The sequence below is a fragment of the Cellulosimicrobium sp. EB106-03-01-XG111 genome, from assembly GCF_058792115.1.
Genome location: NZ_JBYTEQ010000005.1, coordinates 63055 through 87887, shown reverse-complemented (window position 1 = coordinate 87887; position 24833 = coordinate 63055). Strand labels below are relative to the sequence as shown.

Below are 24833 nucleotides of genomic sequence, written 5' to 3'. Positions count from 1 at the left end.
GCCGATGACCTCCCGCACCCTCCACGACGCGACCGACCGCCCGACCGGCGGTCCCGGGTTCCGCACGGTCCTCGTCGCGAACCGCGGCGAGATAGCGTGCCGCGTGATCGGCACGCTGCGCCGCCTCGGCGTGCGGTCCGTCGCCGTCTTCTCCGACGCCGACGCCGACGCGCGCCACGTGCGCGAGGCCGACGTCGCAGTCCGGCTCGGGCCCGCGCCGGCTGCGCAGAGCTACCTCGACGTCGACGCCGTCGTCGCCGCGGCCGTCGCGACCGGGGCCGAGGCGGTCCACCCCGGCTACGGCTTCCTCTCGGAGAACCCGGCGCTCGCCCGGGCGTGCGAGCGCGCCGGGATCGCGTTCGTCGGGCCGGGCGTCGACGCGCTCGAGGCGATGGCCGACAAGCTCGCCGCGAAGAGCATCGTCGGCGCGCGGGGCGTGCCCGTGGTCCCAGGCGCGGGCGAGCCCGGGATGTCCGACGACGACCTCCTCGCCGCCGCGGGCGCCGTCGGGTTCCCGCTGCTCGTCAAGCCGTCCGCCGGGGGCGGGGGCAAGGGCATGGTCGTCGTGCGCGCGGAGGCCGACCTGCCGGGCGCGCTCGCGTCGGCGCGGCGGGTCGCGGCATCGTCGTTCGGCGACGACACGCTCCTGCTCGAACGGCTCGTCGAGGCGCCGCGCCACATCGAGGTGCAGGTGCTCGCCGACACGCACGGGACCGTGGTCCACCTCGGCGAGCGCGAGTGCTCGCTCCAGCGCCGCCACCAGAAGGTCGTCGAGGAGGCGCCGTCGCCGCTCCTCACCCCCGCGCAGCGTGCCCGCATGGGCGAGGCCGCGTGCGAGGTCGCGCGGTCCGTCGGGTACGTGGGTGCCGGGACGGTCGAGTTCCTCGTCCCCGCCGCGAGCCCGGACGAGTTCTTCTTCATCGAGATGAACACGCGCCTCCAGGTCGAGCACCCCGTGACCGAGATGGTCACCGGCCTCGACCTCGTCGCGCTCCAGCTGCGCGTCGCGGCGGGCGAGCCCCTGGGGCTGGCCCAGGACGACGTCGTGCTCCGTGGCCACGCCGTCGAGGCGCGCCTCTACGCCGAGTCCCCCGAGCGCGGCTTCCTCCCGGCCACCGGATCGGTCCTCGTCTACGACGACGGCGGCGCCCCGTCCGGGCCCGGCGCGTCCCCGCTGCGTCTGGACTCCGGCATCGGCGCGGGCACCGTCGTCGGCGGCCACTACGACCCGATGCTCGCCAAGGCCGTCGCGTGGGCCGAGACGCGCGACGAGGCCGTGGAGCGCCTCGACGGTCTGCTCGCGCGGACGGTCGTGCTGGGCGTCGAGACGAACACGGCGTTCCTGCGGTCTCTGCTCGCGGACGACGACGTCCGTGCGGGCCGGCTCGACACCGGCCTGATCGACCGGCTCGTGGCGTCGGGTTCGGGGTCGGCGGCCGGGTCCGGCGAGGGGCCGGGGGGTGCGGACGCTCTTCGGTCCCTCGCCGCGGCAGTCCTGTTCCTCGCCGAACATGGGGTTGTTGCCCGTCCGGGGGACGGGACGGGCCACGACCCCATGCTCGGCGGGGGAGCGGGGGGTCGTGACGGCGATCCCTGGCGGGTGGGGGACGGGTGGCGGCTCAACGGGGCCGCGGCAGCGCGGCGGGTTCTGCTCGTCGATGCGACCGGGGGCACGCACGAGGTGCGGGTGTCCGGGGTGGTGGGGGACGCCGTCGTGCACGTGCCGGCACCCGACGACGGTGCGTGGCCCGGCTCGACGACCCACGCGGTACGGGCGTCGCTCGCCCGCGACCCCTGGGTCGACGGCGCGTGGTGGCTCACCGTGGACGGCGTCCGCGAGCGCGTGCGGCTGGCCCTCGACGCGCCCGCCGGCGACGGCGAGCCCGCGACGGTGTGGGTGTGGCGCGACGGGCGGACCGTCGCCCTGGCCGCCCCGGACCGGGAGCAGCGCGCCGCACGGGCGCGGGCCGACCGCCGTCGGGCACGGGGCGACGCGCCCGGCGCGACCGACCCCGAGGTGCGCGCCGCGATGCCCGGCACGGTCGTCACGGCCGCCGCGGACGGCGAGCCCGTCACCGCCGGGGACGTCCTCGTCACGGTCGAGGCCATGAAGATGGAGCACCCGCTCCTCGCCCCGCACGACGGCGTCGCCGACGTGCGCGTGCGCCCCGGCGACCTCGTGCGCCGGGACCAGGTGGTCGCCGTCGTCCACCCCCACGACTCCGGTGCGGCACAACCCGCCGCCCCGGTCCCGCAACCCGACACCCAGGGAGCATCATGATCGAGGCCGACGTCCTGCTCGACGACGAGCAGCGGAAGCTCAGCCAGGTGGTGCGCGACTTCGCGGACAGCGTCGTCGCGCCCGCCGCCTACCGCTACGACACGGAACGCCGCCTGCCGATGGAGATCATCGCGCAGATGGGGGAGCTGGGGCTGTTCGGGCTGCCGTTCCCGCGCGACGTCGGGGGCCAGGGCCAGGACTACGTGTCCCTGTGCCTCGCGGTCGAGGCGCTCGCGCGCGTCGACCAGTCGATCGCGGTGACGCTCGAGGCCGGGGTCGGGCTGGGGATCGTCCCGCTCTACCGGCACGGCTCGCGCGAGCAGCAGGAGCGGTGGCTGCCCGACCTGCTCGCCGGGCGGGCGCTCGCAGCGTTCGGGCTCACCGAGGCCGGGGCCGGGTCCGACGCGGGCGGGACCCGCACGACCGCGCGCCTCGACGGCGACGAGTGGGTGATCGACGGGTCCAAGCAGTTCATCACCAACTCGGGGACGCCCATCACGAGCCTCGTGACCATCACCGCCGTGACGGGCGAGACGGTCAGCCAGGACGGCGAGGTGCGCAAGGAGCTGTCGAGCATCATCGTCCCGGCGGGGACGCCCGGGCTCGAGGTCGGGCCGTCGTACGACAAGGTCGGCTGGCACACCTCCGACACGCACCCCCTCACGCTGACCGACGTGCGCGTGCCCGCCGGGAACCTCCTCGGCGAGCGCGGCCGCGGGTACGCGAACTTCCTCCGCGCGCTCGACGAGGGCCGCATCGCGTTCGCCGCCCTCGCGACCGGCGCCGCGCAGGGCTGCCTCGAGGAGGCGCTGCGGTACGCGCGCGAGCGCGTCGTGTTCGGGCGGTCGATCGGGGAGAACCAGCACGTCGCGTTCACGCTCGCGCGCATGCAGGCGCGCGTCCACACCGCGCGCCTCGCGTGGCTCGACGCCGCGCAGAAGCTCGTGCGCGGCAAGCCGTTCAAGGCGGAGGCGTCGGTCGCGAAGCTCGTCGGCGGCGAGGCCGCGATGGCGAACGCGCGCGACGCGTCGCAGATCTTCGGCGGCTACGGGTTCCTCAACGAGAACCCCGTCGCGCGCCACTACCGCGACGCCAAGGTGCTCGAGGTCGGCGAGGGCACGACCGAGGTGCAGCTCATGGTCATCGCGAGGAGCCTGGGACTGGACGGCTAGCGCGGGACCGACGCCGACCACGACGGTGCTGTCGTTCTCACGGTCATCCCGACAGCAACCTCGTGGTCGGCGGCTGGCGACGTCAGGGACGAGGGGAGGAGCAGCGATGCGCGAGGTGGTCCAGCGGGGCCTGTACTACGACGAGCTCGAGACGGGCGTGGTGTACCGCCACCGGCCCGGCCGCACGCTCACGGAGGCGGACGACGTCGTCTTCTCCACGCTCACGATGAACCACCAGGCGCTGCACCTCGACGCCGCGTGGGCCGCGACCCAGCCGTTCGGGCAGCGGCTCGTCAACTCGATGATGACGCTGTCGACGCTCGTCGGGCTGTCCGTCGGGCAGGTCACGCAGGGCACGATCGTCGCGAACCTCGGCTTCCGCGAGGTCGAGTTCCCGAAGCCGCTGTTCCACGGCGACACGCTCTACGCCGAGACGGAGGTCGTCGAGAAGCGGCTGTCCGCGTCGCGGCCGGGGCAGGGCGTCGTGACCCTCGAGCACCGCGGCCTCAACCAGGACGGCGTGCTCGTCGCGCGCGCCGTCCGCACCGCGCTCTTCTGGACGCGCGCCGCGCACGAGGCGGCGTCCACGGTGGTGCCCGACGACGCCCGGCCCCCCGGGGCGTCCACCGGACCCGGGGTGGTGGGCGCGGCGGACGCCGATCCCGGCGACACCCCCGGGCTCGGCGAGCACGCGGCGGGGGTGCACGAGCCCGCGCTCGAGCGCGGCGACGAGGAGAGCGCGTGGTGACCGACGGCGTCGGGCACCGCGCCGCCTCCCCGCCAGGGTTCGGGCTCGGGCCCGCGCTGCTGTTCTGCCCCGGCGACCGTCCCGACCGGTTCGCCAAGGCCGCCGACCGCGCCGACGCCGTGATCCTCGACCTCGAGGACGCCGTCGCCCCGCACGCCAAGGACGCCGCGCGGCGTGCCGTCGTCCAGGCGTCGGTGACGCTGGACCCGGCGCGCACGGTCGTGCGCGTGAACCCCGTCGGGACGCCCGAGCACGCGCTCGACGTGGCGGCGCTCGCGGACACGCGCCTGCGCACGGTCATGGTCGCCAAGGCCGGGCCGGAGCTGCTCGCGTCGCTCGGGGCGCTCGCGACCACGCTGCCGGGGGTGCGGGTGCTCGCGCTGTGCGAGACGGCGGCCGGCGTCGTCGCGGCGCCGGAGATCGCCCGCAGGCCCGAGGTCGTCGCGCTCATGTGGGGCGCGGAGGACCTGGTCGCGTCGCTCGGCGGGGCGTCGAGCCGACGCCCGGACGGCACCTACCGCGACGTCGCGCGGCACGCCCGCGCCGCGGTGCTGCTCGCGGCCGGCGCGGCGGGGAAGGCCGCTGTCGACGCGGTCCACCTCGACGTCGGCGACCTCGACGGGCTGCGCGCCGAGGCCGAGGACGCGGCCGCGTCGGGGTTCGCCGCGACGGCGTGCATCCACCCGAGCCACGTCGCCGTGATCCGCGCCGCCTACGCGCCGACCGCCGAGCAGGTGGCCGACGCCCGCGCGCTGCTCGACGCCGCGGCCGCGAACCCGGGCGGCCCCGGTGCCGTCTTCACGTTCGAGGGCCGCATGGTCGACGAGCCGGTCCTCCGGCACGCGCGGGCGGTCCTCAGCCGGGTGCCGTCGGACGGGTGAGCGCCGGGAGGCCGCGCTCGCGGGACGGGCCGGAGGCGCCCGAGCGCGGCTGACCGGACAAATACCCCGCTCCGCCCGTTCCGCTTGCGGGCTCGGGCATCGTATGGTCACTCGCGTGAACGTCTACGTCGTCCTGTCCCGCAGTCGTACGGTCCTGTCCCGGACGATCGCGCTGGCGACCCGCGACGAGTTCACGCACTCCTCCCTCGCGCTCGACCAGGGGCTCGACCTGATGTTCAGCTTCGGCCGGCGGCGGGCGGGCAACCCGTTCGTCGGCTGCTTCCGGCGCGAGCGGTTCGACGACGGCCTGTACCGCGGCATGGACGTCGTGCCGGGGGTCGTGCTGGCGGTGCCCGTGACCCCGGAGCAGCACGAGGCGATCCGCGTCCGGATCACCGAGTTCCTGCTCGACTCGCACGCGTTCTCGTACAACGTGCGCGGCCTCGTCGGCGCGCGGTTCGGCCGCGGGCACGAGGCCGAGGACCGGTTCTTCTGCTCCGAGTTCGTCTACCACGTGCTGCACGGCGCGGGCGTGTGGGACCTCGGGGTCGAACGGTGGCAGGTGCGGCCCCAGACGCTGCTCGACCTGCCGGGCCGCGTCGTCTTCCGCGGGGACCTCAAGGACTACGTCGCCGCCCACCGGACCCTCGAGACCCTGCCGTCGCTGACGTTCGCCCCCGCCCGGGAGCGCGTGCCCGGCTGATCGCCGCCGCGAGCCCCGCGCCGTCCCGGTCGCCCGCGCCCCTCAGCCCGCGCGGAGCGCCGCCACGATGTCCTCGACCCGTTGCTTGGCGTCCCCGAAGAGCATCCCGGTGTTCTCGCGGAAGAAGAGCGGGTTCTGCACCCCGGCGTAGCCGGCCGCCATGGACCGCTTGAAGACGACGACCTGCTTCGCGTCCCACACGTGCAGCACGGGCATGCCCGCGATGGGCGAGCCCGGGTCGTCGAGCGCGGCGGGGTTCACGGTGTCGTTCGCCCCGATGACGAGCACGACGTCCGTGCCCGCCAGGTCGTCGTTGATCTCGTCCATCTCGAGCACGATGTCGTACGGGACGCGCGCCTCCGCGAGCAGCACGTTCATGTGCCCGGGGAGCCGGCCCGCGACGGGGTGGACGCCGAAGCGGACCTGGGCGCCGCCGTCGCGCAGGATCTGCACGAGGTCGGCGACGGGGTACTGCGCCTTGGCGACCGCCATGCCGTAGCCGGGGGTGATGACGACGCTCCGGGCGTCGCGCAGGAGGTCCGCGACGTCGTCGGCGCTCACCTCGCGGTGCTCGCCCTGCGGCCCCTCGCCGCCCGCGGGGGCCGCGCCCTCCTCGGCCCCGAAGCCGCCGAGGATGACGGACACGAACGACCGGTTCATGGCCCGGCACATGATGTAGCTGAGGATCGCGCCGGAGGACCCGACGAGCGCGCCCGTGACGATGAGCAGGTCGTTGCCGAGCATGAACCCCGCCGCGGCGGCGGCCCAGCCGGAGTACGAGTTGAGCATCGAGACGACGACGGGCATGTCACCGCCCCCGATCGACGCGACGAGGTGCCAGCCCAGGGCGAGCGACACGACGGTGAGCAGGAGCAGCGGCCACACCGACGGCGCGACGACGAACCACGCGACGAGCCCGAGGCTCGCGACGAGCGCGGCGAGGTTGAGCAGGTTCCGGCCGGGGAGCTGGAGCGGTGCCGACCGCGTGCGACCGGACAGCTTGAGGAACGCGACGACCGAGCCCGTGAACGTCACGGCGCCCACGAGCACGCCGAGCGAGACCTCGACGAGGTGCGCGACGTCGTCGTGCCCCGCGGCCTGCGCGGTGAGGTACGAGTTGAAGCCGACGAGCACGGCCGCGGCCCCGACGAAGCTGTGCAGGATCGCGATGAGCTCGGGCATCTGCGTCATCTCGACGCGGCGGGCCCGCCACGTCCCGACGGCGGCGCCCACGAGGAGCACGACGGCGACGAGCAGCGCGGTGACGAGCACGGGGCGGGCGCTCGTGCCGAGCGCGAGGACGATCGTCGCGGCGAGCGCGAGGACCATGCCGACCATGCCGAGGACGTTGCCGCGGCGCGCGGACTCCTGCTTCGACAGGCCCGCGAGGCTCAGCACGAACAGGACGGCCGCGAGGACGTAGACGGCCTGGGCGACGGACGTGGCGGTCATCGGGCCACCCCCTGCGCACGGGCGGGGACGTCCTTGCGGAACATGCCGATCATGCGGTTCGCGACGAGGAAGCCACCGAACACGTTGATGCTCGCGAGCGTCGCCGCGACGAGCGCGAGCGTCGTGACGACCCAGTCGTCGGAGCCGAGCTGCAGGAGCGCGCCGACGAGGATGATGCCGGAGATCGCGTTCGTCTGGGCCATGAGCGGCGTGTGCAGGGAGTGCGTGACGTTCGAGATGACGTAGTACCCGACGATCACCGCCAGCGTGAACACCGTGACGTGCCCGACGAGCGACGGCGGGGCGAACGACAGCGCGAGCGTGACGAGCACCGCGGCGAGCGCGGCGCCGACGGTCCGACGGCGGCGGCGCAGGCTCGCGGCCGCGGCGGCCTCCGCGGCGGCCCGCTCGCGGTCGGCGGCCTCCCGGGCGGGGTCTGGTGGCGGTGGCGCGGCGGGGGACGGCGCGGCGCTCACCGCGACGGGCGGCGGCGGCCAGAGCACCTCGCCGTCGCGCGCGACGGTCATCCCGCGCTGGACCGGGTCGTCGAGGTCGAGCACGGGCACGCCGTCCTCGCCGGGCGTGAGCAGCTCGAGCAGGTGCACGACGTTCGTCCCCAGGAGCTGCGACGTGTGCTGCGGGAGCCGGCCCGCGAGGTCGGTCCAGCCGACGACCACGACGCCGTTCTCCGTGACGACGCGCTCGCCCGGCACGGTGAGCGCGCAGTTGCCGCCGCCCGAGGCCGCGAGGTCGACGACGACGCTCCCGGGCCGCATCCCGGCGACCGCCTCGGCCGTGAGGGTGCGCGGCGCCCGGCCGCGCACGAGCGCCGTCGTGACGACGACGTCGGCGTCGGCCGCCTCGCGCGCGTAGACGGCGAGGGCCGCGGCCTCCTGCTCGGGCGTGAGCGGCTTCGCGTAGCCGTCGGCCGACATGCCCTGCTGCGCCGCGGGCTCGCGCACGGCGGTGCCGCCCATGGACTCGATCTGCTCGGCCGCCTCCGACCGGACGTCGAACGCGCGCACCTGCGCGCCGAGGCTCGCGGCCGCACCGACCGCGGCGAGGCCCGCGACCCCGCCGCCGATGACGAAGACCTTCGCGGGCGGCGTCTTGCCCGCGGCGGTGACCTGCCCGGCGAACATGCCGCCGTACTCGGCCGCGGCCTCGACCACCGCGCGGTAGCCCGCGACGTTGGACAGCGTGCTCAGGACGTCGAGGGCCTGGGCACGCGAGATGCGGGGCACGGCGTCGAGCGCGAGCGCGGTCACGCCGCGGTCGGCGAGGCGCCGCACGAGGCCGGGGTCGTTCGCGGGACCGAGCATCGCGACGAGGGTCGCGCCCGGGCGCAGGAGCGCCACCTGCGCGTCGGTGGGCGCGTTCACGGCCGTGACGACGTCGGCACCCCACGCCGTCGCGGCGTCGACGACCGCGGCGCCCGCGGCCTCGTACGCCGCGTCGGAGAACGTGGCCCCCGCGCCCGCGTCGTGCTCGACGACCACCTCGTACCCGAGCGCGCGCAGCCGCTCGACCGTGCGCGGGGTCGCGGCGACCAGCCGCTCCCCGTCCCTCACCTCGCGGGGGACACCGATCCTCACGTGCGGGCTCCTCACCTCGTCGAGCATCGTGGGCGCCCGCGCGACCGGAGACGACGGCGGGTGCGCGGCGAGCCTATCGGGGGCCGTCCGCGCCGTCCCGGGTCGAACGTCCCCGGGCCTGCGGCGTCCGCCCGCGCGGTGCGCGGACCGCCTCGGGGCCGGCGGTGGCGCGCTAGAGGTCGCCCTTCTTCTGCAGGAACCGCATGGCGAACCAGCCGATGGGGATGCGCGCCCAGTACGTCGCGACGCGGAAGAGGAGGGTGGCCGACGTGGCGAGCGCGACCGGGACGCCGGCTGCGGTGAGGCCCGCGGTCAGCGCGAGCTCGATCGTGCCGAGGCCGCCCGGCGTCGGGACGGCGGCACCGGCCGCGTTGCCGACCAGGTAGATCACGGCGACGTCGACGAGGTCGAGCTCCTGCCCGAACGCGGCGAGCGCGGCGTCGAAGGCCAGCACGTAGCCGAGCGTCATGACGATGTTGCCCGCGAGACCGACGGCGAGCCGCCCGGGCTGGCCGAGCATCTCCGAGAGCCGCGGCCACACCTGCTGGACGGTCGGCCGGAGCTTGGCGAGCGCCCAGTTCCGGACGGCGGGCACGAGGAGCGTCGCGAGCACGGCGAGCGCGACGCCGCCGATGGCGAGCAGCACGGTCGTCGAGGGGAGCTGGACGAGGCCGCCCTCGCCGGTGAAGACCGACAGCACCACGAGGATGAGGATCGTCACGACGAACTGCGACACCTGCACGAGCGCGACGGTGGCGACGGCCATCGGCGTCGAGATGCCGCGCTTCGTGAGCAGCCGGAGGTTGAGCGCCGCCGGGCCGATCCCCGCGGGCGCGGCGAGCGCGACGTAGGAGCCGGCCGCCTGGGTCAGGTTGACGCGCCAGAACGGCAGGCGCTTCGGCGAGAACGCCGTGAGCGTCATCGCGGCGCCGACCCACGTGAGGATGCCGAGCACGAACGACAGGACGGCCCACCACGGGTTCGCCTCGGTGACGGCCTCGGCGATCTGCTCGAAGTTGAACGACGTCACGAGCGCGGTCACCGCGGCGATCACGAGCGCGATCGTCAGCACCGTGCGGGCGCCGAACCGCGTGATCCGCTGCGGCTCGACGTCGGCCTCGGGCAGCCGCTCCACGAGCGCGGCGCGCAGCTCCTTGAGCAGCTCCTTGTCCTGCCGGATCTCCTCGCGCGTGCTCGGCGGCAGGGCGACCGACTGGAGCAGCGGGCCGATGGCGGCGATGTCGTCGTCGGGCAGCACGCTCACCGCGGACTCGACGGCGCGCTGCGCCCCGACGCGCAGCGCGAGCAGCGCGACCATCTGGGCGAGGTCCATGCGGCGTGCGAGCTCGGACGACGCGATGTCGCCCTGCTCCCACCCGGTGAGCCACACCTCCGGGGCGCCCGTCGACGGCTCGTGCGAGACGAGCACGACGTCGGAGGTCAGGGCACGGTGGGCGATCCCCGCGGAGTGGGCGAGGCGGAGCTGGCGCCACGCCTCGTTGAGCACCGAGCCGGTGACGTCCTCGACGGGGAGGTCGCGCAGCGACACGGCGCCCGTCGCGTGCTCCTGGACGAGCACCATCGAGTCGGCGGACTCGGCGACGCCCAGGAGCCGCGGCGTGCGGACTCCGGCCGCCCGCGCGGCGTAGGACAGGAGGGCCGTGCGCTCCGCGGCGGCGCGCAGCGAGATCGCGGCGCGACCCTCGCTGCCGCGCAGGCGCAGCGACCGCCAGAAGCGGGTGAGGAAGCCGACGACCTGGCGGTCGCCGTCGAGCACGACGACGTCCCGGCGCACGTCGTCCTCCGCGAGCATCGCGTAGACGCGGTTGTCGCCCGCGCGCGTCAGCGCGATCGCGGCCGGGTCGGACGGGGCGTCCTGCGGCTCGGGCGCGGCGTCCGTGCCCTCCGGGACCGTGTCCTCGTCGGCGTGCTGAGCCCCGAGGTGGTGGGCCGCGAGGGCCGCGTCGGCGGTGAGGACGGTCCCGCCGTCGTCGGTCGCGCCCGGCGCGCGCAGCACGCCGACGTGCACCTCGGCCGTGATCCGGCCCTCGGCGTCGACCTCCGTGATGGGGTCGTCCGCCGCCTCGGCGAGCTCGTCGTCGTCGGTGACGTCGCGCACGCGGACGAGCGCCACGGGGGAGAACCCCGCGCGCCGGACCCCGGCCACGAGCTCGGGCCCGTAGGCCCGCTCGCTGCGCACGCCCGAGACGTAGCGCACGGCCAGCCCGGCGATGCGCCCGAGCAGCAGCGTGATGATGATGCCCGGCAGCGAGACCTGGCCGGTGATGAGCACGACGCCGATCGCGACGAACAGCAGGTTCCACGACCACTTGACGGTGCGTCGCCGGGTGCGCGTGCCCGCGGCCGTGAGGAGGCCGGCGATCGCGGCGACGTACAGGTAGTCGGGGATGGTGAGCTGCCACGACCCGTCGATGAACGCGGAGAGCCCGCGGATCAGGTCGTCGGAGCCCCACGTGCGCAGCGCGAGCACGACCAGCACCCCGAGGAGCAGGCCGAGCGCCGCGGCGACGATGGACTCGACGACCTGCCGCCCGAGACGGCGCAGACCGAGCTCGACCAGCACCGCGAGCGGGACGAAGAGCGTGATGAGCCCTTCGAGCACGGTGACCGGGAGGAAGAGCACGCGGGCGAGCACGTCCGAGAAGTTCTGCACGTCCTCCGCGACGCCCTCGGTCGTCCCGTGCGCGTACACCGACATGAGCATGACGACCGCGACGCCGACCGCGCACAGCACGAGGTTGACGAAGTCGATCGGGTGCCGGACGCGCTGCTCGGCGGTGTCGACGACCCGGACCGTGCCCTCGTCGTCGCCGTCGCGCGGGGCGAGCAGCGCCTCGAGCGCGCCGGTCTGGGGGCGGGCGTCGCGGCGTCCCGACGCGGCGAGCGACCCGACCTCGACGACCGCGCCCACGTGGGACGTGTCGCCCGGCGTCGGCTCGGGCGCGGGGGAGGACATGCCTGCGAGTCTAGGTCCGGGGGTCCCGGCAGGCGCGGTATTTGGCCGATTCTTCCGGGCGATTCGCCCGGTTCGACCGGTTGTCCGATGCCCGTGGGGGGTTGTTCGACGGGCGGGTGTGAGGAAGGCCTCCCTAGCATGGGGGTGCGAGCACCCCTGGGGAGGTCGGCATGGCACGTGGCACGACGACGCAGCGCGACGAGGCCGGAGGCGCCGCACCCGCGACGCCGGACGAGAGCGGGCAGGAGCGCAACCCCTTCCGCCGGGTGTGGTGGCTCCCCGTCGTGCGGGGCACGCTCCTCGTCGTCCTGGGCCTCCTCCTCATGATCGAGCCGCTCGAGCAGCTGGGGACGCTCCGGGTCGTCCTGGGGGCGTTCCTCGTGGCCGACGGCGTGCTGGTCGCCGTCCAGGGGTTCGTGCACCGCAAGCAGGTCGGGTCGGCGTGGTGGCTCGCGCAGGCCGGGGTCAACGTCGTCTTCGGCGTCGTGGTGGCGCTGTGGCCGGACCTCGGCGCCACGGCGCTGTACTACGTCCTCGCCGTCTGGGTGCTCGTCCTCGGCATCACGACGATCGCCGGGGCGGCGGCGCTCGCGCGCAACCGCGACCTCGGCTGGGCGTGGATGCTCGCCGTGGGGATCGTGTCGGTGCTCTTCGGGATCCTGCTCGTCACGCGCCCGCTCGACGCGTTCGACGTGCTGCGCCTCGTCACCGTGGTGTTCGCCCTGTACGCGTTCGTGTCCGGGGCGATCCACGTGGTCTCCGGCTTCGCGGTCCGGGCGGTCGCGCGGGAGCTCGCCGACCTGCGCGCGCAGGCGGTCGCGGCCGGCGTCGTCGTGACGGGCGGGTCGGTGCTGGGCGCCGCCGCCGTGCACCCGGGCGTGGCCCCGCCGTCGGCCGTGGGCGGCGCGCCCGCCGGGCCCCCGACCACCGACCCGGCGGCTCCCGCCGCCGACCCGTCCGCGACGAGCGGCCTCCCTCCGGTCGAGCCCGCCTCCGACGGCCCGACGGCGCCCGGTCCCGTCGCGGACGAGCTCGGCGCCGACGCGTCGGGCGGCCCGACGTCGGGTGGTCCCGGCGCGGCCGGGCCGGAGGGTCGCGAGCGCGCCTGAGGGACGTGTCGGTGCCGTCGGCCGGGAGTCGTCGGCCGCTCGACCGGCGACCGCCGGGCGCGCCGTCCGCCAGGGTCGGGCGTCCCGAAGAGGGGCGGACCTTACACCCGCCGCGCGGGCGCCGTGAGTGTGTCTCACGTCACGACCGTTGCCCGGGGCTCAGGGTTACGACCGGGTAACAACGCTGGCGTTCTGTCCGGGTTTCTGTCGATCCTGACACCTGCACGACACAGCACTGTGCTAGAAATCACGGCACTCCGCCGACAGGTCGGGGTCCTGGTGCGTGCAAGGTCGCGCCACCGGTGTCTCGCACCCCGAGAAACCCGAGAAAGAGGTAGACACATGACAGCGGTGTCCAGGAAGCGGCTCCTCGCCGCGGCCGCCGGCATCACGGCGGTGACGCTGACCCTGACCGCGTGCGGCGGGGGCTCGAGCGACGGCGAGGGCGACGGGGACGGCGGCGGCTCGGCGAGCGGCTCGCTCGTCATCGGCACCACCGACAAGGTCACGGTGCTCGACCCGGCCGGATCGTACGACAACGGCTCGTTCGCCGTGATGAACCAGGTCTTCCCGTTCCTCATGAACACCCCGTACGGCAGCCCCGACGTCGAGCCCGACATCGCGGAGTCGGCCGAGTTCACCTCGCCGACCGAGTACACCGTCACGCTCAAGCCCGGTCTCAAGTGGGCCAACGGCAACGACCTCACGTCGTCCGACGTGAAGTTCTCGTTCGACCGCCAGGTCGCGATCAACGACGAGAACGGCCCGGCGTCGCTGCTCTACAACCTCGACAGCGTCGAGGCGCCCGACGACACGACCGTCGTCTTCCACCTCAAGAGCGAGAACGACCAGCTCTTCCCGCAGATCCTGTCCAGCCCGGCGGGCCCGATCGTCGACGAGGACGTCTTCGCGGCCGACGCGCTCACCTCGGACCAGGACATCGTCGACGGCAACGCGTTCGCGGGCCAGTACACGATCACGGGCTACAAGTTCAACGAGCTCGTCTCCTACGAGGCGTACGACGGCTACGAGGGCCTGCTCGGCCCGGCGAAGACCGACAAGGTCGCGGTGAAGTACTTCGCCGAGGCGTCGAACATGAAGCTCGAGATCCAGCAGGGCAAGATCGACGTCGCGTGGCGCAGCCTGTCCGCGACGGACATCGAGGACCTGCGCGGGAACGACGACGTCAAGGTCGTCGACGGCCCCGGCGGCGAGATCCGCTACATCACGTTCAACTTCGACACCCAGCCGTTCGGCGCCAAGACGCCGGAGGCCGACCCCGCCAAGGCGCTCGCCGTGCGCCAGGCCGCCGCGTCGCTCATCGACCGCGACGAGCTCTCGGACCAGGTCTACAAGGGCACCTACACCCCGCTGTACTCCTACGTCCCCGCGGGCCTGACCGGCGCCGCCGAGCCGCTCAAGGAGATGTACGGCGACGGCGCGGGCAAGCCCGACGCCGCGAAGGCGCAGCAGCTCCTGGCCGACGCGGGCGTCGAGACGCCCGTGACGCTCAACCTGCAGTACTCGAACGACCACTACGGCCCGTCGTCGGCGGACGAGTACGCGCTCATCAAGGACCAGCTCGAGAAGGACGGCCTCTTCACGGTCAACCTGCAGACCACCGAGTGGGTCACGTACGCCAAGGAGCGCACGTCCGACGTCTACCCGGCGTACCAGCTCGGCTGGTTCCCGGACTACTCCGACGCGGACAACTACCTCACGCCGTTCTTCCTCACGGAGAACTTCCTGGTGAACCACTACGCCAACCAGGAGGTCAACGACCTCATCCTCCAGCAGGCGGCGACGCCCGACGCCGACGAGCGCACCGCGCTCATCGAGGAGATCCAGAGCAAGGTCGCGGCGGACCTGTCGACCCTCCCGTACCTCCAGGGTGCGCAGGTCGCGGTCGTCGGGACGGACGTGGAGGGGGCCGAGGACACGCTGGACCCGTCCTTCAAGTTCCGCTACGCGGCGCTGTCCAAGGGCTGACCGGCAGCCGCCCCAGCCGCCCGGCCCTCCCCGCGCGACCCGCGGGGAGGGCCGGGCACCGCACGTCCGGACCGGCGACCACGCCGACGCCCCGGGCACCTGAGGAAGAGACGACATGACGACCACCACCACCGACGTGCCCGTCGGCGAGGACGCGCCCCGCGACCCCGGCGGCACGGGGCGGGTGCGCACCCCGCGCACGACCCGCCGTCGCGGCGGCGGGCTCGGGAGCTACATCCTGGTCCGCGCGCTGCTCATCATCCCGACGGTCTTCATCCTCGTGACCACGGTCTTCGTGGTCATGCGGGCCACGGGCGACCCGATCACCGCGGCGCTCGGCGGCCGGCTCACGCCGGACCAGCTCGCCGAGCGCATCCACGAGGCCGGGTACGACCGCCCGGTCGTCGTGCAGTACCTCGAGTACCTCGGCGGCATCGTGCGCGGGGACTTCGGCACGACGATCAGCGACAACCGCCCCGTCACGGAGGTGCTCGCGACGTACGGCACCGCGACGCTCGAGCTCGCGGCCTACGCCCTGCTCGTCGCGTTCGTCGTCGGGATCCCGCTGGGCATGCTCGCGGGCTACCTGCGCGACCGCGTGCCCGACGCGATCCTGCGCGTCTCCGCGATCCTCGCTTACGCGACCCCCGTCTTCTTCGCCGGCCTCATGCTCAAGCTCGTCTTCTCGGTGTGGCTCGGCTGGCTGCCCGTGTCCGGGCGCGCGTCCACCGACGCGGAGATCGAGCTGCAGTTCCTCGACGACCCGTCGGGGTTCTACCTCGTCGACGCGATCCGGACGGGCGACCCCGCGATCGTCGGCGACGTCCTCCAGCACGCCGTCCTCCCGGCGCTCGCGCTCGGGCTCCTCACCGCGGGCGTGTTCCTGCGGCTCGTGCGCACCAACGTCATCGGGACGCTCTCGACCGACTACGTCGTCGCGGCGCGGTCGCGCGGCGTGCGCGAGTCCCGGCTCGTGCGCGCGCACGCGTGGCGCCCCGCGCTCATCCCCATCATCACCGTCATCGGGCTCCAGGTCGCGATGCTCCTCGCGGGCGCCGTGCTCACCGAGACGACGTTCGAGTGGAAGGGGCTCGGCTTCCAGCTCGCCGAGTACCTCCAGGCGCGCGACTTCGTCGCCGTGCAGGGGATCGTCGTGCTCATGGCCGTGATCGTCGCGGTCACGAACTTCCTCGTCGACATCATCGCGGCGCTCATCGACCCGAGGGTGAGGTACTGACATGGTCGCGGAGACCGTCGTCCCGGCCGGTCCGGGCGCCGGGGGCCCCGTCCCCGCCGTCGTCCCCGAGCGCGGGCGCGTCGCGTGGTGGAAGCGCCTGCCCGTCGTGCACCAGCTCCGGCAGAGCGTCGGGCTGCAGCGCGGCATGCTCGTCACGGGCCTCGTCATCACGGGCCTCTTCCTGCTCACCGCCGCCCTCGCGCCCGTGCTCGCCCCCTACGGGTACAGCCAGCTCCGCACCGCGGACGGGCCGTTCGGCGCGCAGCAGCCGCCGTCGGCCGAGCACCTGCTCGGCACGACCGTCGGCGGCTACGACGTCCTGTCGCGCGTCATCTGGGGAGCCCAGACGGCGCTCCTCGTCATCGTCGTGGCGATCCTCGCGTCGATCGTCGTCGGGGTGCTGCTCGGGCTCGTCTCCGGGTACTTCGGCGGCTGGGCCGACCGTCTGCTCGTCGTGGTCTGCGACGCGATCTACGCGTTCCCGTCCCTGCTCCTCGCGATCCTCATGGCGATCGTCATCTCCGGCGGCCAGTCGAGCATGTGGGGCGGCATCCTCGCCGCGGCCCTCTCGATCACCGTGGTGTTCGTGCCGCAGTACTTCCGCGTCACGCGCGCGGAGGTCGTGCGGATCAAGGGCGAGGCGTTCGTCGACTCGGCGCGCGTGCTCGGCACGCCGCACCGGCGGATCATGGTCCGCCACGTCCTGCGGAACTCGACCCGCACGCTGCCGCTCATCGTCACGCTCAACGCGTCCGAGGCGATCCTCACGCTCGCGGGGCTCGGATTCCTCGGGTTCGGCATCGAGCCGACGGCGGCCGCCGAGTGGGGCTACGACCTCAACAAGGCCGTGTCCGACGTGACGAGCGGCATCTGGTGGACCGCGCTCTTCCCGGGCCTGGCGATCGTGCTCGTGGTGCTCGGCATCACGCTCGTCGGCGAGAGCCTCAACGACCTCGCCGACCCGCGCCTGCGCTCGCGCCGCGCGTCCGCCGAGGTGTCGGGCGACGTCGCGGAGACGTCGGTCGTCCCGGGCGGCACGCTCATCGCCGGTCCCGGCGGCCTCGACGCGATCGAGGGCGCGGGCTCGCGCTCCGACGAGCTCGCCGCCGTCCCGGGGCAGCGCGACCCCGACGCCGTCGGGATCGACGGGCGGCTCGGCGGGCGGCTCGGCGACGCGCCGGACGACGACGCCCCCTCGACGGGCCCCGCGACCGGCCCAGCGACAGGACCGGCGACGGGCCCCGTGAGCCGCCCGGCGGACGCACCCCACGACGAGACGGAGGACCGGCGATGAGCGCCGTGACCGAGACGACCCGCCGCCCCGGCGGCGACGCCGCACGCCCCGTCGTGACGATCCGCGACCTCGCGGTGTCGTTCGCGACCGACGCCGGGGCCGTGCGCGCCGTCGACGGCGTCGACCTGGAGGTCGCGCCCGGAGAGGTGCTCGCCGTCGTCGGCGAGTCCGGGTCCGGCAAGACGGTGACCGCGAAGACGATCCTCGGCCTGCTGCCGTCGACCGCGACGGCGCGCGGCGCCGTCGTGCTGACGAACAAGGCCGGGACGGCCGACCACGACGTCGTCACGCTGGGTGGGGAACGGCTGCGCCAGGTCCGCGGGACCGACGTCGCGATGGTCTTCCAGGAGCCGTCCGCCGCGCTCAACCCGGTGTACACGGTGGGCTGGCAGATCGTCGAGGGCATCCGCGCGCACACCAAGGTGTCGCGCCGGGAGGCGCGCCGGCGCGCGGTCGACGTGCTGCGGCGCGTCGGCATCCCCGACCCGGAGACGCGCGTCGACCACTACCCGCACCAGTTCTCCGGCGGGCAGAAGCAGCGCATCGTCATCGCCATGGCCCTCGTGCTCGACCCGGGGCTCATCGTCGCGGACGAGCCCACGACCGCGCTCGACGTCACCGTCCAGGCCGAGATCCTCGACCTCCTGCGCCGGTGCCGCGACGAGTTCGGCACCGCCATCGTGCTCATCACGCACAACATGGGCGTCGTCGCGGACCTCGCGGACCGGGTCGCGGTCATGTACCAGGGGAAGGTCGTCGAGCAGGCGCCCGCGCGCGAGCTGTTCGCCGCCCCGCAGGCCGCGTACACGCGCGCGCTGCTCGACTCCGTGCCGCGCGTCGGCGAGGGGACCGCGCGGGCCGAGGCCCGCGCGTCGGCCCGCGACGCCGGGTGGGCGGACGCGGAGCCCGTGGTCGCGGCGCAGGGGCTGACCCTCACCTACCCGGGCCGCCTGCGCCGTCCCGGCTTCACCGCGGTCGACGACGTCTCGCTCACCATCCGGCCCGGCGAGGTGCTCGGCCTCGTGGGCGAGTCCGGCTCCGGCAAGACGACGTTCGCGCGCGCCGTCGCCGGCCTCACCCGGGTGACGGACGGGTCGCTGCGCGTGCTCGGCGTCGAGATGAACGGCGTGAAGGAGCGCGAGCTGCGTCCCGTGCGGCCGCGCATCGGGTTCGTCTTCCAGGACCCCGCGACGAGCTTCAACCCGCTGCTCACGATCGCGGACTGCGTCGCGGAGCCGCTCGTCGTGCACGGGCGCGCGGAGTCGCCCCAGGCGGCGCGCGGGCGCGTCGACGAGCTCCTGGAGGCCGTGCAGCTCCCGCGGTCGTACGGCGACCGGTTCCCGCACGAGCTCTCCGGCGGGCAGCGCCAGCGCGCGTCGCTCGCCCGGGCGCTCGCGCTCGACCCGGAGCTGCTCGTGGCCGACGAGCCGACGTCGGCCCTCGACGTCTCCGTGCAGGCGCGCGTGCTCGAGCTGTTCGCCGAGCTCCAGCGCGAGCTCGGCTTCGCGAGCCTGTTCGTGTCCCACGACCTCGCCGTCGTGGACCTGCTGTCCGACCGCATCGCGGTGCTCTACCGCGGGCGGCTGGTCGAGGAGGGCACGGGCGCCGAGGTGCTGGGCAGCCCGCGCGAGGAGTACACGCAGCGCCTCCTCGCGTCCCTGCCCGTCCCGGACCCGGTGCTCCAGGCGGAGCGCCGCGAGCAGCTCCGCGCCCTCCGCGGGGCCTGACCCTCCGGCCCGCCGAGACAGAGTCCTTGTCCCCTGAGGGAGAGCCCTGGCCCGCCGAGGGAGAGCCGTGGTCCCGTGAGGGAGAGCCGTGGTGGTGCGGGGCAGGCCGGTGCTCTGCTCCGGACGACCGCGGCTCTCCCTCGGCGGACGTCAGGCGAGGCCCAGGGACTGCTTCCACTCCAGGGGGAGGAGCGCGTACCCGACGAACGCGACGACGTCGAGCAGGGTGTGCGCGATCACGAGCGGCATGACGCGGTGCCGTCCCCAGCGGGACGTGTAGAACCACGAGAACACGACGCCCATGACGACGTTCCCGAGGAACGGCCCGAAGCCCTGGTACAGGTGGTACGACCCGCGCAGGAGCGAGCTCCACACGACGAACTTCACGCGCCCCCAGCCGAGGTCGCGCGTGCGCTCGAACAGGTACCCGACCGCGATGACCTCCTCGAGCAGGCCGTTCTGCAGCGCGGCGAGGATGAGCACGGGCACCGTCCACCACGCGGCGTTGAGCGCCGACGCCTGCACCTCGACCGTGATGCCGAGGACGCGGCCGAGCGCGTAGAACCCGAGGCCGGGGATGCCGATGGCTGCGGCGAGGGCGAACCCCCAGCCGACGTCGCGCAGGGGCCGGGCGCCGTCGAGCCCGATGGCGCGGACGGCCGACCGGCCGCGCGCGCTGAGCAGGTAGAGCGCGAGCGCGACGGGCAGCACGGCGAAGAAGATCCCGACGAGCTGGTAGGTGAGGTCGAGGTACGGCCGGGCCGACCGGCTCACGTTGAGGCTCGCGGACTGCTCGCCGAGCGGGGTCCCGGCGGTGAGCCGCGCGACGATGTTGATGACCGCGTAGACCGCGGACTTGCCGAGGCTCAGCCCGAGCACGATCCAGATCTCCGCGCCGATGCGACGGCGCGTGGCACGGTCCGGGCGCGCGGGAGCGCCGTCGGCGGTGCCGGGGACGACGGCGGCCGTCGGGCCGGGCACGGGCGCGGCGGGGGAGCCGGGAGCGGTCAGGTCGGGCACGGTCCGGTTATAGCACCGCTCCCCAGAAGCCACCTCGACGCCCCCTGAATGAATCCTGTCCGCCCACCACGGGCACAGCGCCCTGCGAGCACGCGATCCGCGACCGGATCGTCGTCAATGTGGTCGCGTACCCCGTGTTCGGCGGGTGGGGTGGAGAGGGGAGGGGCAGTGGGTCAGGGGCGGGGTGGGCGGCCCGGGCGGCGGGGCGGGCGGACGTCGCGGGGGAGGCGGCCGGCGTCGTCGAGCGCGCGGCGCAGGAGCATCTCGATCTGCGCGTTGACGCTGCGCAGGTCGTCGGCGGCCCAGCGGGCGAGGGCGTCGTGCACGGCGGGGTCGAGGCGCAGGAGGACCGACTTGCGCTGCGGCCGCTGCGCTCGGCCTGTGCCCGACGACGCCTGCTCGCCCGACGAGGACGCGTCGCCCTCCGGCGTGGCCTGCTGCCCGCCCGAGGGCACGCCGCGGCCCGACGACGGCTGGTCGCCGTCGTCGGGCGCGTCGCGCTTCTCGGGCGGCGTGGGCCCGACGGGCGTCACTGGTACAGGGACCCCGTGTTGACGACGGGCGTCACGCGGCTGTCGCCGCAGAGCACCACGAGGAGGTTGGAGACCATGGTCGCGCGGCGCTCGTCGTCGAGCGTGACGATGTCCTCGGCCTCGAGGCGGGACAGGGCGTCCTCGACCATGGACACCGCGCCCTCGACGATGCGCGAGCGCGCCGCGATGATCGCCCCGGCCTGCTGGCGCTGGAGCATCGCCTGCGCGATCTCGGGCGCGTAGGCGAGGTTGGAGATGCGGGCCTCGATGACCTCGACGCCTGCCACGACGACGCGCTCCGCGACCTCCGCCGCGATCTCGGCCGAGACGACCTCCGTCGCGCCGCGCAGCGACTCCTCGCCGGCCTCGGCGTCGTCGTAGGGGTGGGACATCGCGACGTGGCGCAGCGCGGACTCGGCCTGGACCACGACGAAGTCGTCGTAGTCCTCGACCGCGAACGACGCCTTGGCGGTGTCCGCGACCTGCCAGACGACGATCGCGGCGATGTTGATCGGGTTGCCGTCGGCGTCGTTGACCTTGAGCTCGCTCGTCTCGAAGTTCCGGACGCGCACGGACACGCGGCGGCGGGTGCTGAGCGGCACGGTCGCGACGAGGCCCGTGGTGCGGACGGTGCCGAGGTAGCGGCCGAAGAACTGGACGACGACCGTCTCGCCGGGGTTGATGACGGCGACGCCGGTCGGGACGAGCACGCCCGCGAGGAACGCCAGGACGCCGAGCGTGATGAGCACGGCGGGGTTGCCGGCGTCCGCCGCGGCGGCGACGACGAGCCCCGTGCCGCCGAGGAGCAGGACGATGCTCAGCGCGATGACGGCGGCCGCGCCGCCCGCGCCGAGGGACCAGGCGGGCCGCTCGGTGACGTCGACGCGCGTGCCGTCGTGGCCGACGGGGCGGCCGGTCGGTTCGCCGCCGACGGACTCCTGCGGGGGTGCTGCGCTCTCGGTCACGGTGGTCGTCCTCTCCTGCGGCGGGGCCGCGTCGTGTATAGCAAAGTGATATCACATTTGCGAGCGAGGCCGCTATGCGTCCCGCGAGGCTTGCGCGACGCGGCCCGCGCGTGGGAACCTACAAACAGGTTTGCAGCACAAAGTAGTTTCCGGAGTCACCCGAACGACCCGAACGACCGAGAGGCCACCATGACGACCGATCACGGCGACGCCGTCCACGACGGAGCCGTCGGCGACCCGGACGAGCCGACCCTCGGCGCCGCCGAGACGCTCCACCTCATCCGCGAGCAGCAGGAGCGCGCGCGCCGGGCGACCGAGCCCGACCCGCGGCTGCTGTTCCTCGCGTGGGGCGTCGCGTGGCTCGTCGGCTACCTGTGCCTCTGGACGAGCGCGGTCCGCGTCGCCGACGGGACCGCGACGGTCCGCGTCACGAGCGGGGCCGGCCAGGTCATGGGCGCCCAGCCCGAGCCGTGGGCCTTCTGGGTCTTCTTCAGCCTCATCGCGGCCGCCGTCGCGTTCACGATCGTCCACAGCGTCACGCGCACCGCCGGGACGCGCGGCGTGAGCGCCCGCACCGGAGCGATGTACGGGTGGTCGTGGATGCTCGGGTTCGTGTGCTTCGGCCTCGTGCTCGGCGGGCTGGCCCGCGCCGGGGCGTCCGAGGAGGTCATGGCGCTCGCGAGCAACGCGTTCGCGTGCGTCGTCGTCGGCCTCCTCTACCTCGGCGGCGCGGCCGCGTTCGGTGACCGCGGGCTGTTCGTGCTCGGCGTGTGGATCCTCCTCACCGCGGCCGTCGCGACCTTCGCCGGGCTGCCGCTCACCTACCTCGTCATGGCGCTCGCGGGCGGCGGCGGCTTCCTCGTCATGGCCGGGATCGAGCAGGTCGTGCGCGTCCGACGGCGGCGCCGCGCGCCCCGGCCCGTGCCCGCCCGGCCGGCGGGAGGTGCGGCCGATGCCTGAGGTCGGGCTCGATCCCGTCATCCACGCGCCCGCGCGGCTGCGCGTGGTCGCGACGCTCGCCACCCTCCCGCCGGGCGACGAGCTGTCCTTCCCCAAGCTCCAGAAGCTCCTCGACATGACCGCGGGCAACCTCTCCACGCACCTGCGCAAGCTCGAGGACGCCGGCTACGTGACCGTCACCAAGACGCACGAGGGCCGCACGCCCGCCACCTACCTGTCCCTCACCGCCCGCGGTCGCGGCGCCTTCGAGGACTACACGACCGCCCTGAACGCCCTCCTGAAGGGAGCCCGACCATGAGCGACGAGCGCACCAGGCGCACCGAGCGCACCGAGCGCACCGAGCGCACCGAGAGCGCCCCGCGCACCGGCCCGGTCCGGACCGCCCGGGCCGAGCCCGCGCCGTCGGGCACGGACCGCACCCCGCCCGTGGTCGCCGTCGACCGCGTGACGCGCCGCTTCGGCACGGTCGTCGCGCTCGACGACGTGTCCCTCACCGTCGGGGGCGGCGAGCTCGTCGGTCTGCTCGGCCCGAACGGCGCCGGGAAGTCGACCCTGCTGTCCCTGGTCAGCGGGCAGCGTCGGCCCGACTCCGGGACGGTGCGGCTGCTCGGGGGCGACCCGCGCGACGCGCGCAGCCGCGTCGGCCTCGGCCTCACGCCGCAGGAGACGGGCCTGCCCGCGACGCTCAAGGTGCGGGAGGTCGTGGACTTCGTCGGCGGCCACTACCCCGACCCGGTCCCGACGGCGGAGCTGCTCGAGCAGTTCGGCCTCACCGAGCTGGCGGGCCGCCAGACGGGCGCGATGTCGGGCGGGCAGAAGCGCCGCCTCGCCGTCGCGCTGTCGCTCGTGGGCCGCCCGCGCGTCGTCCTGCTCGACGAGCCGACGACGGGCCTCGACGTCGGCGCGCGGCAGGCGCTGTGGGACGCGATCCGCGCGTACCACGCGGCCGGCGGGACGGTGCTCCTCACGAGCCACTACCTCGAGGAGGTGCAGGCGCTCGCGCAGCGCGTCGTCGTCATCGACCAGGGCGTCGTCAAGGCCGACGACTCGCTCGACACGATCCTGCGGCGCGTGTCGCTGCGGCGCGTCGTCGTCGGGTCGGCCGTCGACCTGCGCGACCATCCGGGCGTCGTGCGGGCCGACCGCCTCGGCGACGGCCGCCAGGAGCTGTACACGCCCGACGCCGACGCGCTCGTGCGCGAGCTCGTCACCTCGGGCGTCGACTTCCACGACCTCGAGATCCGGGGCGCGAGCCTCGAGGAGGCGTTCGAGCAGATGGTCGCGCGCGACGCGGCCCCGACGACGGAGGCACGGGCCCGATGACCACCACGACCACCACCCCGCGGACGGCGGCGCTGCCCGGGCCGCTGCGCCTCACGTGGCTGCACCTCAAGTACCAGTTCCTCGAGACCGTGCGCGTTCCCGTCGCGGTGCTCGGCAACCTGCTGTTCCCCGCGCTCGCCATGTTCTTCTTCGTCGTGCCGCAGAAGGCGGTGGCGCAGGACCCCGTGGCGGCGACCATGGCCGTCGCGTCGCTCGGTCTGTTCGCGATCTGCTCGGCGAGCCTGTTCACGTACGGGCTCGGCGTCGCGGAGGACCGGCAGCTGCCGTTCGACCCGTTCGTCCGCACGCTGCCCGCGGGGCCCGCGCCGCGCATGGCCGCGCGCGTGCTCAACGGCGGGATCTTCTCGCTGTTCGGGCTCGTCCCGCTCATCCTCATCGGCTGGCTGTTCACCGACGCGAGCGTCACCGCGACGCAGCTCCTCGCGGGCGTCGGGACGGTGCTGCTCGTGTCCGTGCCGTTCGTGCTGCTCGGCATGGCGATCGGCTACTCGCTGTCGGCGAAGGCGGCGCTCCCGGTGGTCCAGGTGATCCTCTTCCCGCTCGCGTTCGCAGGCGGCCTGTTCCTGCCGCCGTTCCTCTTCCCCGACTGGCTCGACGCGATCTCGAAGGTCACCCCGACCCGCGCGGGCCGCGACCTGCTGGTCCAGGCCCTCACGGGCGAGCCGGCGTACGGCGCGGCGTGGTTCGTGCTCCTCGGCTGGACGGTCCTGTTCGCCGTCCTCGCGGTCGGCGCCTACCGCCGCGACGAGGGCCGCCGCTTCCGCTGACCCACACCCTCCGCCGAGCACGGGATCAGCGACCGGATCCGAGCGATCCCGGTCGCCGACCCCGTGCTCGGCGGGTGTC

General features: G+C 74.4%; 19 protein-coding genes and 1 pseudogene. 14 read left to right on the top strand and 6 right to left on the bottom strand.

The genetic code is table 11. The annotated features are described in order from the left end of the window. The first annotated feature begins 4 nt into the window (after positions 1-4). From AC3WT4_RS06020 to AC3WT4_RS06000, 5 genes are all read left to right on the top strand, one after another. Complete coding sequence (locus AC3WT4_RS06020) at positions 5-2281, top strand: acetyl/propionyl/methylcrotonyl-CoA carboxylase subunit alpha (protein WP_492314979.1); 2277 nt, start codon at positions 5-7, stop codon at positions 2279-2281. Next, positions 2278-3453: an acyl-CoA dehydrogenase family protein gene (locus tag AC3WT4_RS06015; protein ID WP_114554177.1), complete on the top strand. Its 1176-nt coding sequence runs from the start codon at positions 2278-2280 to the stop codon at positions 3451-3453. Before AC3WT4_RS06020 ends, AC3WT4_RS06015 begins: the two co-directional genes overlap by 4 nt. Before the next feature lie 106 nt (positions 3454-3559). After that, complete coding sequence (locus tag AC3WT4_RS06010) at positions 3560-4201, top strand: MaoC family dehydratase (RefSeq protein WP_492314978.1); 642 nt, start codon at positions 3560-3562, stop codon at positions 4199-4201. Further along, the gene (locus tag AC3WT4_RS06005; RefSeq protein ID WP_492314977.1) at positions 4195-5082 is read left to right on the top strand and encodes an HpcH/HpaI aldolase/citrate lyase family protein; all 888 of its coding nucleotides are present in this window, start codon (positions 4195-4197) and stop codon (positions 5080-5082) included. The genes AC3WT4_RS06010 and AC3WT4_RS06005 overlap by 7 nt, the downstream gene beginning before the upstream one ends. 115 nt (positions 5083-5197) lie before the next feature. Then, the gene (locus AC3WT4_RS06000) at positions 5198-5785 is read left to right on the top strand and encodes a hypothetical protein (protein WP_051028391.1); all 588 of its coding nucleotides are present in this window, start codon (positions 5198-5200) and stop codon (positions 5783-5785) included. Between the two features lie 42 nt (positions 5786-5827). Here AC3WT4_RS06000 and pntB read toward each other — a convergent pair whose 3' ends face one another. The 3 genes from pntB to AC3WT4_RS05985 all read right to left on the bottom strand — a co-directional run bounded on the left by pntB (position 5828) and on the right by AC3WT4_RS05985 (position 11809). Next, positions 5828-7237 carry a Re/Si-specific NAD(P)(+) transhydrogenase subunit beta gene (gene pntB, locus AC3WT4_RS05995; protein ID WP_257416738.1) on the bottom strand — a complete coding sequence of 470 codons (1410 nt, stop codon included), beginning with the start codon at positions 7235-7237 and terminating at the stop codon, positions 5828-5830. Continuing rightward, the gene (locus tag AC3WT4_RS05990) at positions 7234-8832 is read right to left on the bottom strand and encodes a Re/Si-specific NAD(P)(+) transhydrogenase subunit alpha (RefSeq protein WP_492314976.1); all 1599 of its coding nucleotides are present in this window, start codon (positions 8830-8832) and stop codon (positions 7234-7236) included. Before AC3WT4_RS05990 ends, pntB begins: the two co-directional genes overlap by 4 nt. A gap of 172 nt (positions 8833-9004) precedes the next feature. Continuing rightward, on the bottom strand, positions 9005-11809 hold the full coding sequence (locus AC3WT4_RS05985) for a flippase-like domain-containing protein (RefSeq protein ID WP_083384925.1): 2805 nt from the start codon (positions 11807-11809) through the stop codon (positions 9005-9007). A 170-nt stretch (positions 11810-11979) separates the two neighbouring features. Here AC3WT4_RS05985 and AC3WT4_RS05980 point away from each other — a divergent pair, with 170 nt between their 5' ends. The 5 genes and pseudogenes from AC3WT4_RS05980 (at position 11980) to AC3WT4_RS05960 (ending at position 19165) form a co-directional block, all read left to right on the top strand. After that, the gene (locus tag AC3WT4_RS05980) at positions 11980-12918 is read left to right on the top strand and encodes an HdeD family acid-resistance protein (protein ID WP_492314975.1); all 939 of its coding nucleotides are present in this window, start codon (positions 11980-11982) and stop codon (positions 12916-12918) included. A 342-nt stretch (positions 12919-13260) separates the two neighbouring features. After that, entirely contained in the window at positions 13261-14907 is a 1647-nt protein-coding gene (locus tag AC3WT4_RS05975) for an ABC transporter substrate-binding protein (RefSeq protein ID WP_492314974.1), read from the top strand. A 115-nt stretch (positions 14908-15022) separates the two neighbouring features. Continuing rightward, positions 15023-16144 carry an ABC transporter permease gene (locus AC3WT4_RS05970; protein ID WP_083384927.1) on the top strand — a complete coding sequence of 374 codons (1122 nt, stop codon included), beginning with the start codon at positions 15023-15025 and terminating at the stop codon, positions 16142-16144. Position 16145: 1 nt separating this feature from the next. Then, positions 16146-17145, top strand: a pseudogene (locus AC3WT4_RS05965) (ABC transporter permease); the annotation flags it as partial. Positions 17146-17434: 289 nt separating this feature from the next. Further along, positions 17435-19165 carry a dipeptide ABC transporter ATP-binding protein gene (locus AC3WT4_RS05960; protein WP_492314973.1) on the top strand — a complete coding sequence of 577 codons (1731 nt, stop codon included), beginning with the start codon at positions 17435-17437 and terminating at the stop codon, positions 19163-19165. 150 nt (positions 19166-19315) lie between these two features. Here AC3WT4_RS05960 and AC3WT4_RS05955 read toward each other — a convergent pair whose 3' ends face one another. From AC3WT4_RS05955 to AC3WT4_RS05945, 3 genes are all read right to left on the bottom strand, one after another. Further along, the gene (locus AC3WT4_RS05955; RefSeq protein WP_370670905.1) at positions 19316-20176 is read right to left on the bottom strand and encodes a CPBP family intramembrane glutamic endopeptidase; all 861 of its coding nucleotides are present in this window, start codon (positions 20174-20176) and stop codon (positions 19316-19318) included. Between the two features lie 182 nt (positions 20177-20358). Next, the gene (locus AC3WT4_RS05950; RefSeq protein ID WP_492314972.1) at positions 20359-20718 is read right to left on the bottom strand and encodes a type II toxin-antitoxin system antitoxin; all 360 of its coding nucleotides are present in this window, start codon (positions 20716-20718) and stop codon (positions 20359-20361) included. Further along, a complete protein-coding gene (locus AC3WT4_RS05945) occupies positions 20715-21683 on the bottom strand; it encodes an SPFH domain-containing protein (RefSeq protein WP_074804826.1) in 969 nt (322 codons plus the stop codon). The genes AC3WT4_RS05950 and AC3WT4_RS05945 overlap by 4 nt, the downstream gene beginning before the upstream one ends. A gap of 189 nt (positions 21684-21872) precedes the next feature. Here AC3WT4_RS05945 and AC3WT4_RS05940 point away from each other — a divergent pair, with 189 nt between their 5' ends. Genes AC3WT4_RS05940 through AC3WT4_RS05925 form a run of 4 tightly spaced genes read left to right on the top strand, consistent with a single transcriptional unit; the run spans position 21873 to position 24754 of the window. After that, the gene (locus tag AC3WT4_RS05940; RefSeq protein WP_492314971.1) at positions 21873-22643 is read left to right on the top strand and encodes a hypothetical protein; all 771 of its coding nucleotides are present in this window, start codon (positions 21873-21875) and stop codon (positions 22641-22643) included. Then, the gene (locus AC3WT4_RS05935) at positions 22636-22941 is read left to right on the top strand and encodes a transcriptional regulator (protein ID WP_400111459.1); all 306 of its coding nucleotides are present in this window, start codon (positions 22636-22638) and stop codon (positions 22939-22941) included. Before AC3WT4_RS05940 ends, AC3WT4_RS05935 begins: the two co-directional genes overlap by 8 nt. Continuing rightward, positions 22938-23966: an ABC transporter ATP-binding protein gene (locus tag AC3WT4_RS05930; RefSeq protein WP_492314970.1), complete on the top strand. Its 1029-nt coding sequence runs from the start codon at positions 22938-22940 to the stop codon at positions 23964-23966. Before AC3WT4_RS05935 ends, AC3WT4_RS05930 begins: the two co-directional genes overlap by 4 nt. Beyond that, the gene (locus AC3WT4_RS05925) at positions 23963-24754 is read left to right on the top strand and encodes an ABC transporter permease (protein ID WP_391513639.1); all 792 of its coding nucleotides are present in this window, start codon (positions 23963-23965) and stop codon (positions 24752-24754) included. The genes AC3WT4_RS05930 and AC3WT4_RS05925 overlap by 4 nt, the downstream gene beginning before the upstream one ends. The last annotated feature ends 79 nt before the right edge of the window (positions 24755-24833 follow it).

What these genes read in the sequence shown, in the direction of transcription:
- AC3WT4_RS06015 (WP_114554177.1), top strand. Translation starts at nt 2,278, where the DNA reads ATGATCGAGGCCGACGTCCTGCTCGACGACGAGCAGCGGAAGCTCAGC.
- AC3WT4_RS05930 (WP_492314970.1), top strand. Translation starts at nt 22,938, where the DNA reads ATGAGCGACGAGCGCACCAGGCGCACCGAGCGCACCGAGCGCACCGAG.
- AC3WT4_RS05935 (WP_400111459.1), top strand. Translation starts at nt 22,636, where the DNA reads ATGCCTGAGGTCGGGCTCGATCCCGTCATCCACGCGCCCGCGCGGCTG.
- AC3WT4_RS05985 (WP_083384925.1), bottom strand. Translation starts at nt 11,809, where the DNA reads ATGTCCTCCCCCGCGCCCGAGCCGACGCCGGGCGACACGTCCCACGTG.
- AC3WT4_RS05940 (WP_492314971.1), top strand. Translation starts at nt 21,873, where the DNA reads ATGACGACCGATCACGGCGACGCCGTCCACGACGGAGCCGTCGGCGAC.
- AC3WT4_RS05925 (WP_391513639.1), top strand. Translation starts at nt 23,963, where the DNA reads ATGACCACCACGACCACCACCCCGCGGACGGCGGCGCTGCCCGGGCCG.
- AC3WT4_RS06020 (WP_492314979.1), top strand. Translation starts at nt 5, where the DNA reads ATGACCTCCCGCACCCTCCACGACGCGACCGACCGCCCGACCGGCGGT.
- AC3WT4_RS06010 (WP_492314978.1), top strand. Translation starts at nt 3,560, where the DNA reads ATGCGCGAGGTGGTCCAGCGGGGCCTGTACTACGACGAGCTCGAGACG.
- AC3WT4_RS05960 (WP_492314973.1), top strand. Translation starts at nt 17,435, where the DNA reads ATGAGCGCCGTGACCGAGACGACCCGCCGCCCCGGCGGCGACGCCGCA.
- pntB (WP_257416738.1), bottom strand. Translation starts at nt 7,237, where the DNA reads ATGACCGCCACGTCCGTCGCCCAGGCCGTCTACGTCCTCGCGGCCGTC.
- AC3WT4_RS05980 (WP_492314975.1), top strand. Translation starts at nt 11,980, where the DNA reads ATGGCACGTGGCACGACGACGCAGCGCGACGAGGCCGGAGGCGCCGCA.
- AC3WT4_RS05970 (WP_083384927.1), top strand. Translation starts at nt 15,023, where the DNA reads ATGACGACCACCACCACCGACGTGCCCGTCGGCGAGGACGCGCCCCGC.
- AC3WT4_RS05975 (WP_492314974.1), top strand. Translation starts at nt 13,261, where the DNA reads ATGACAGCGGTGTCCAGGAAGCGGCTCCTCGCCGCGGCCGCCGGCATC.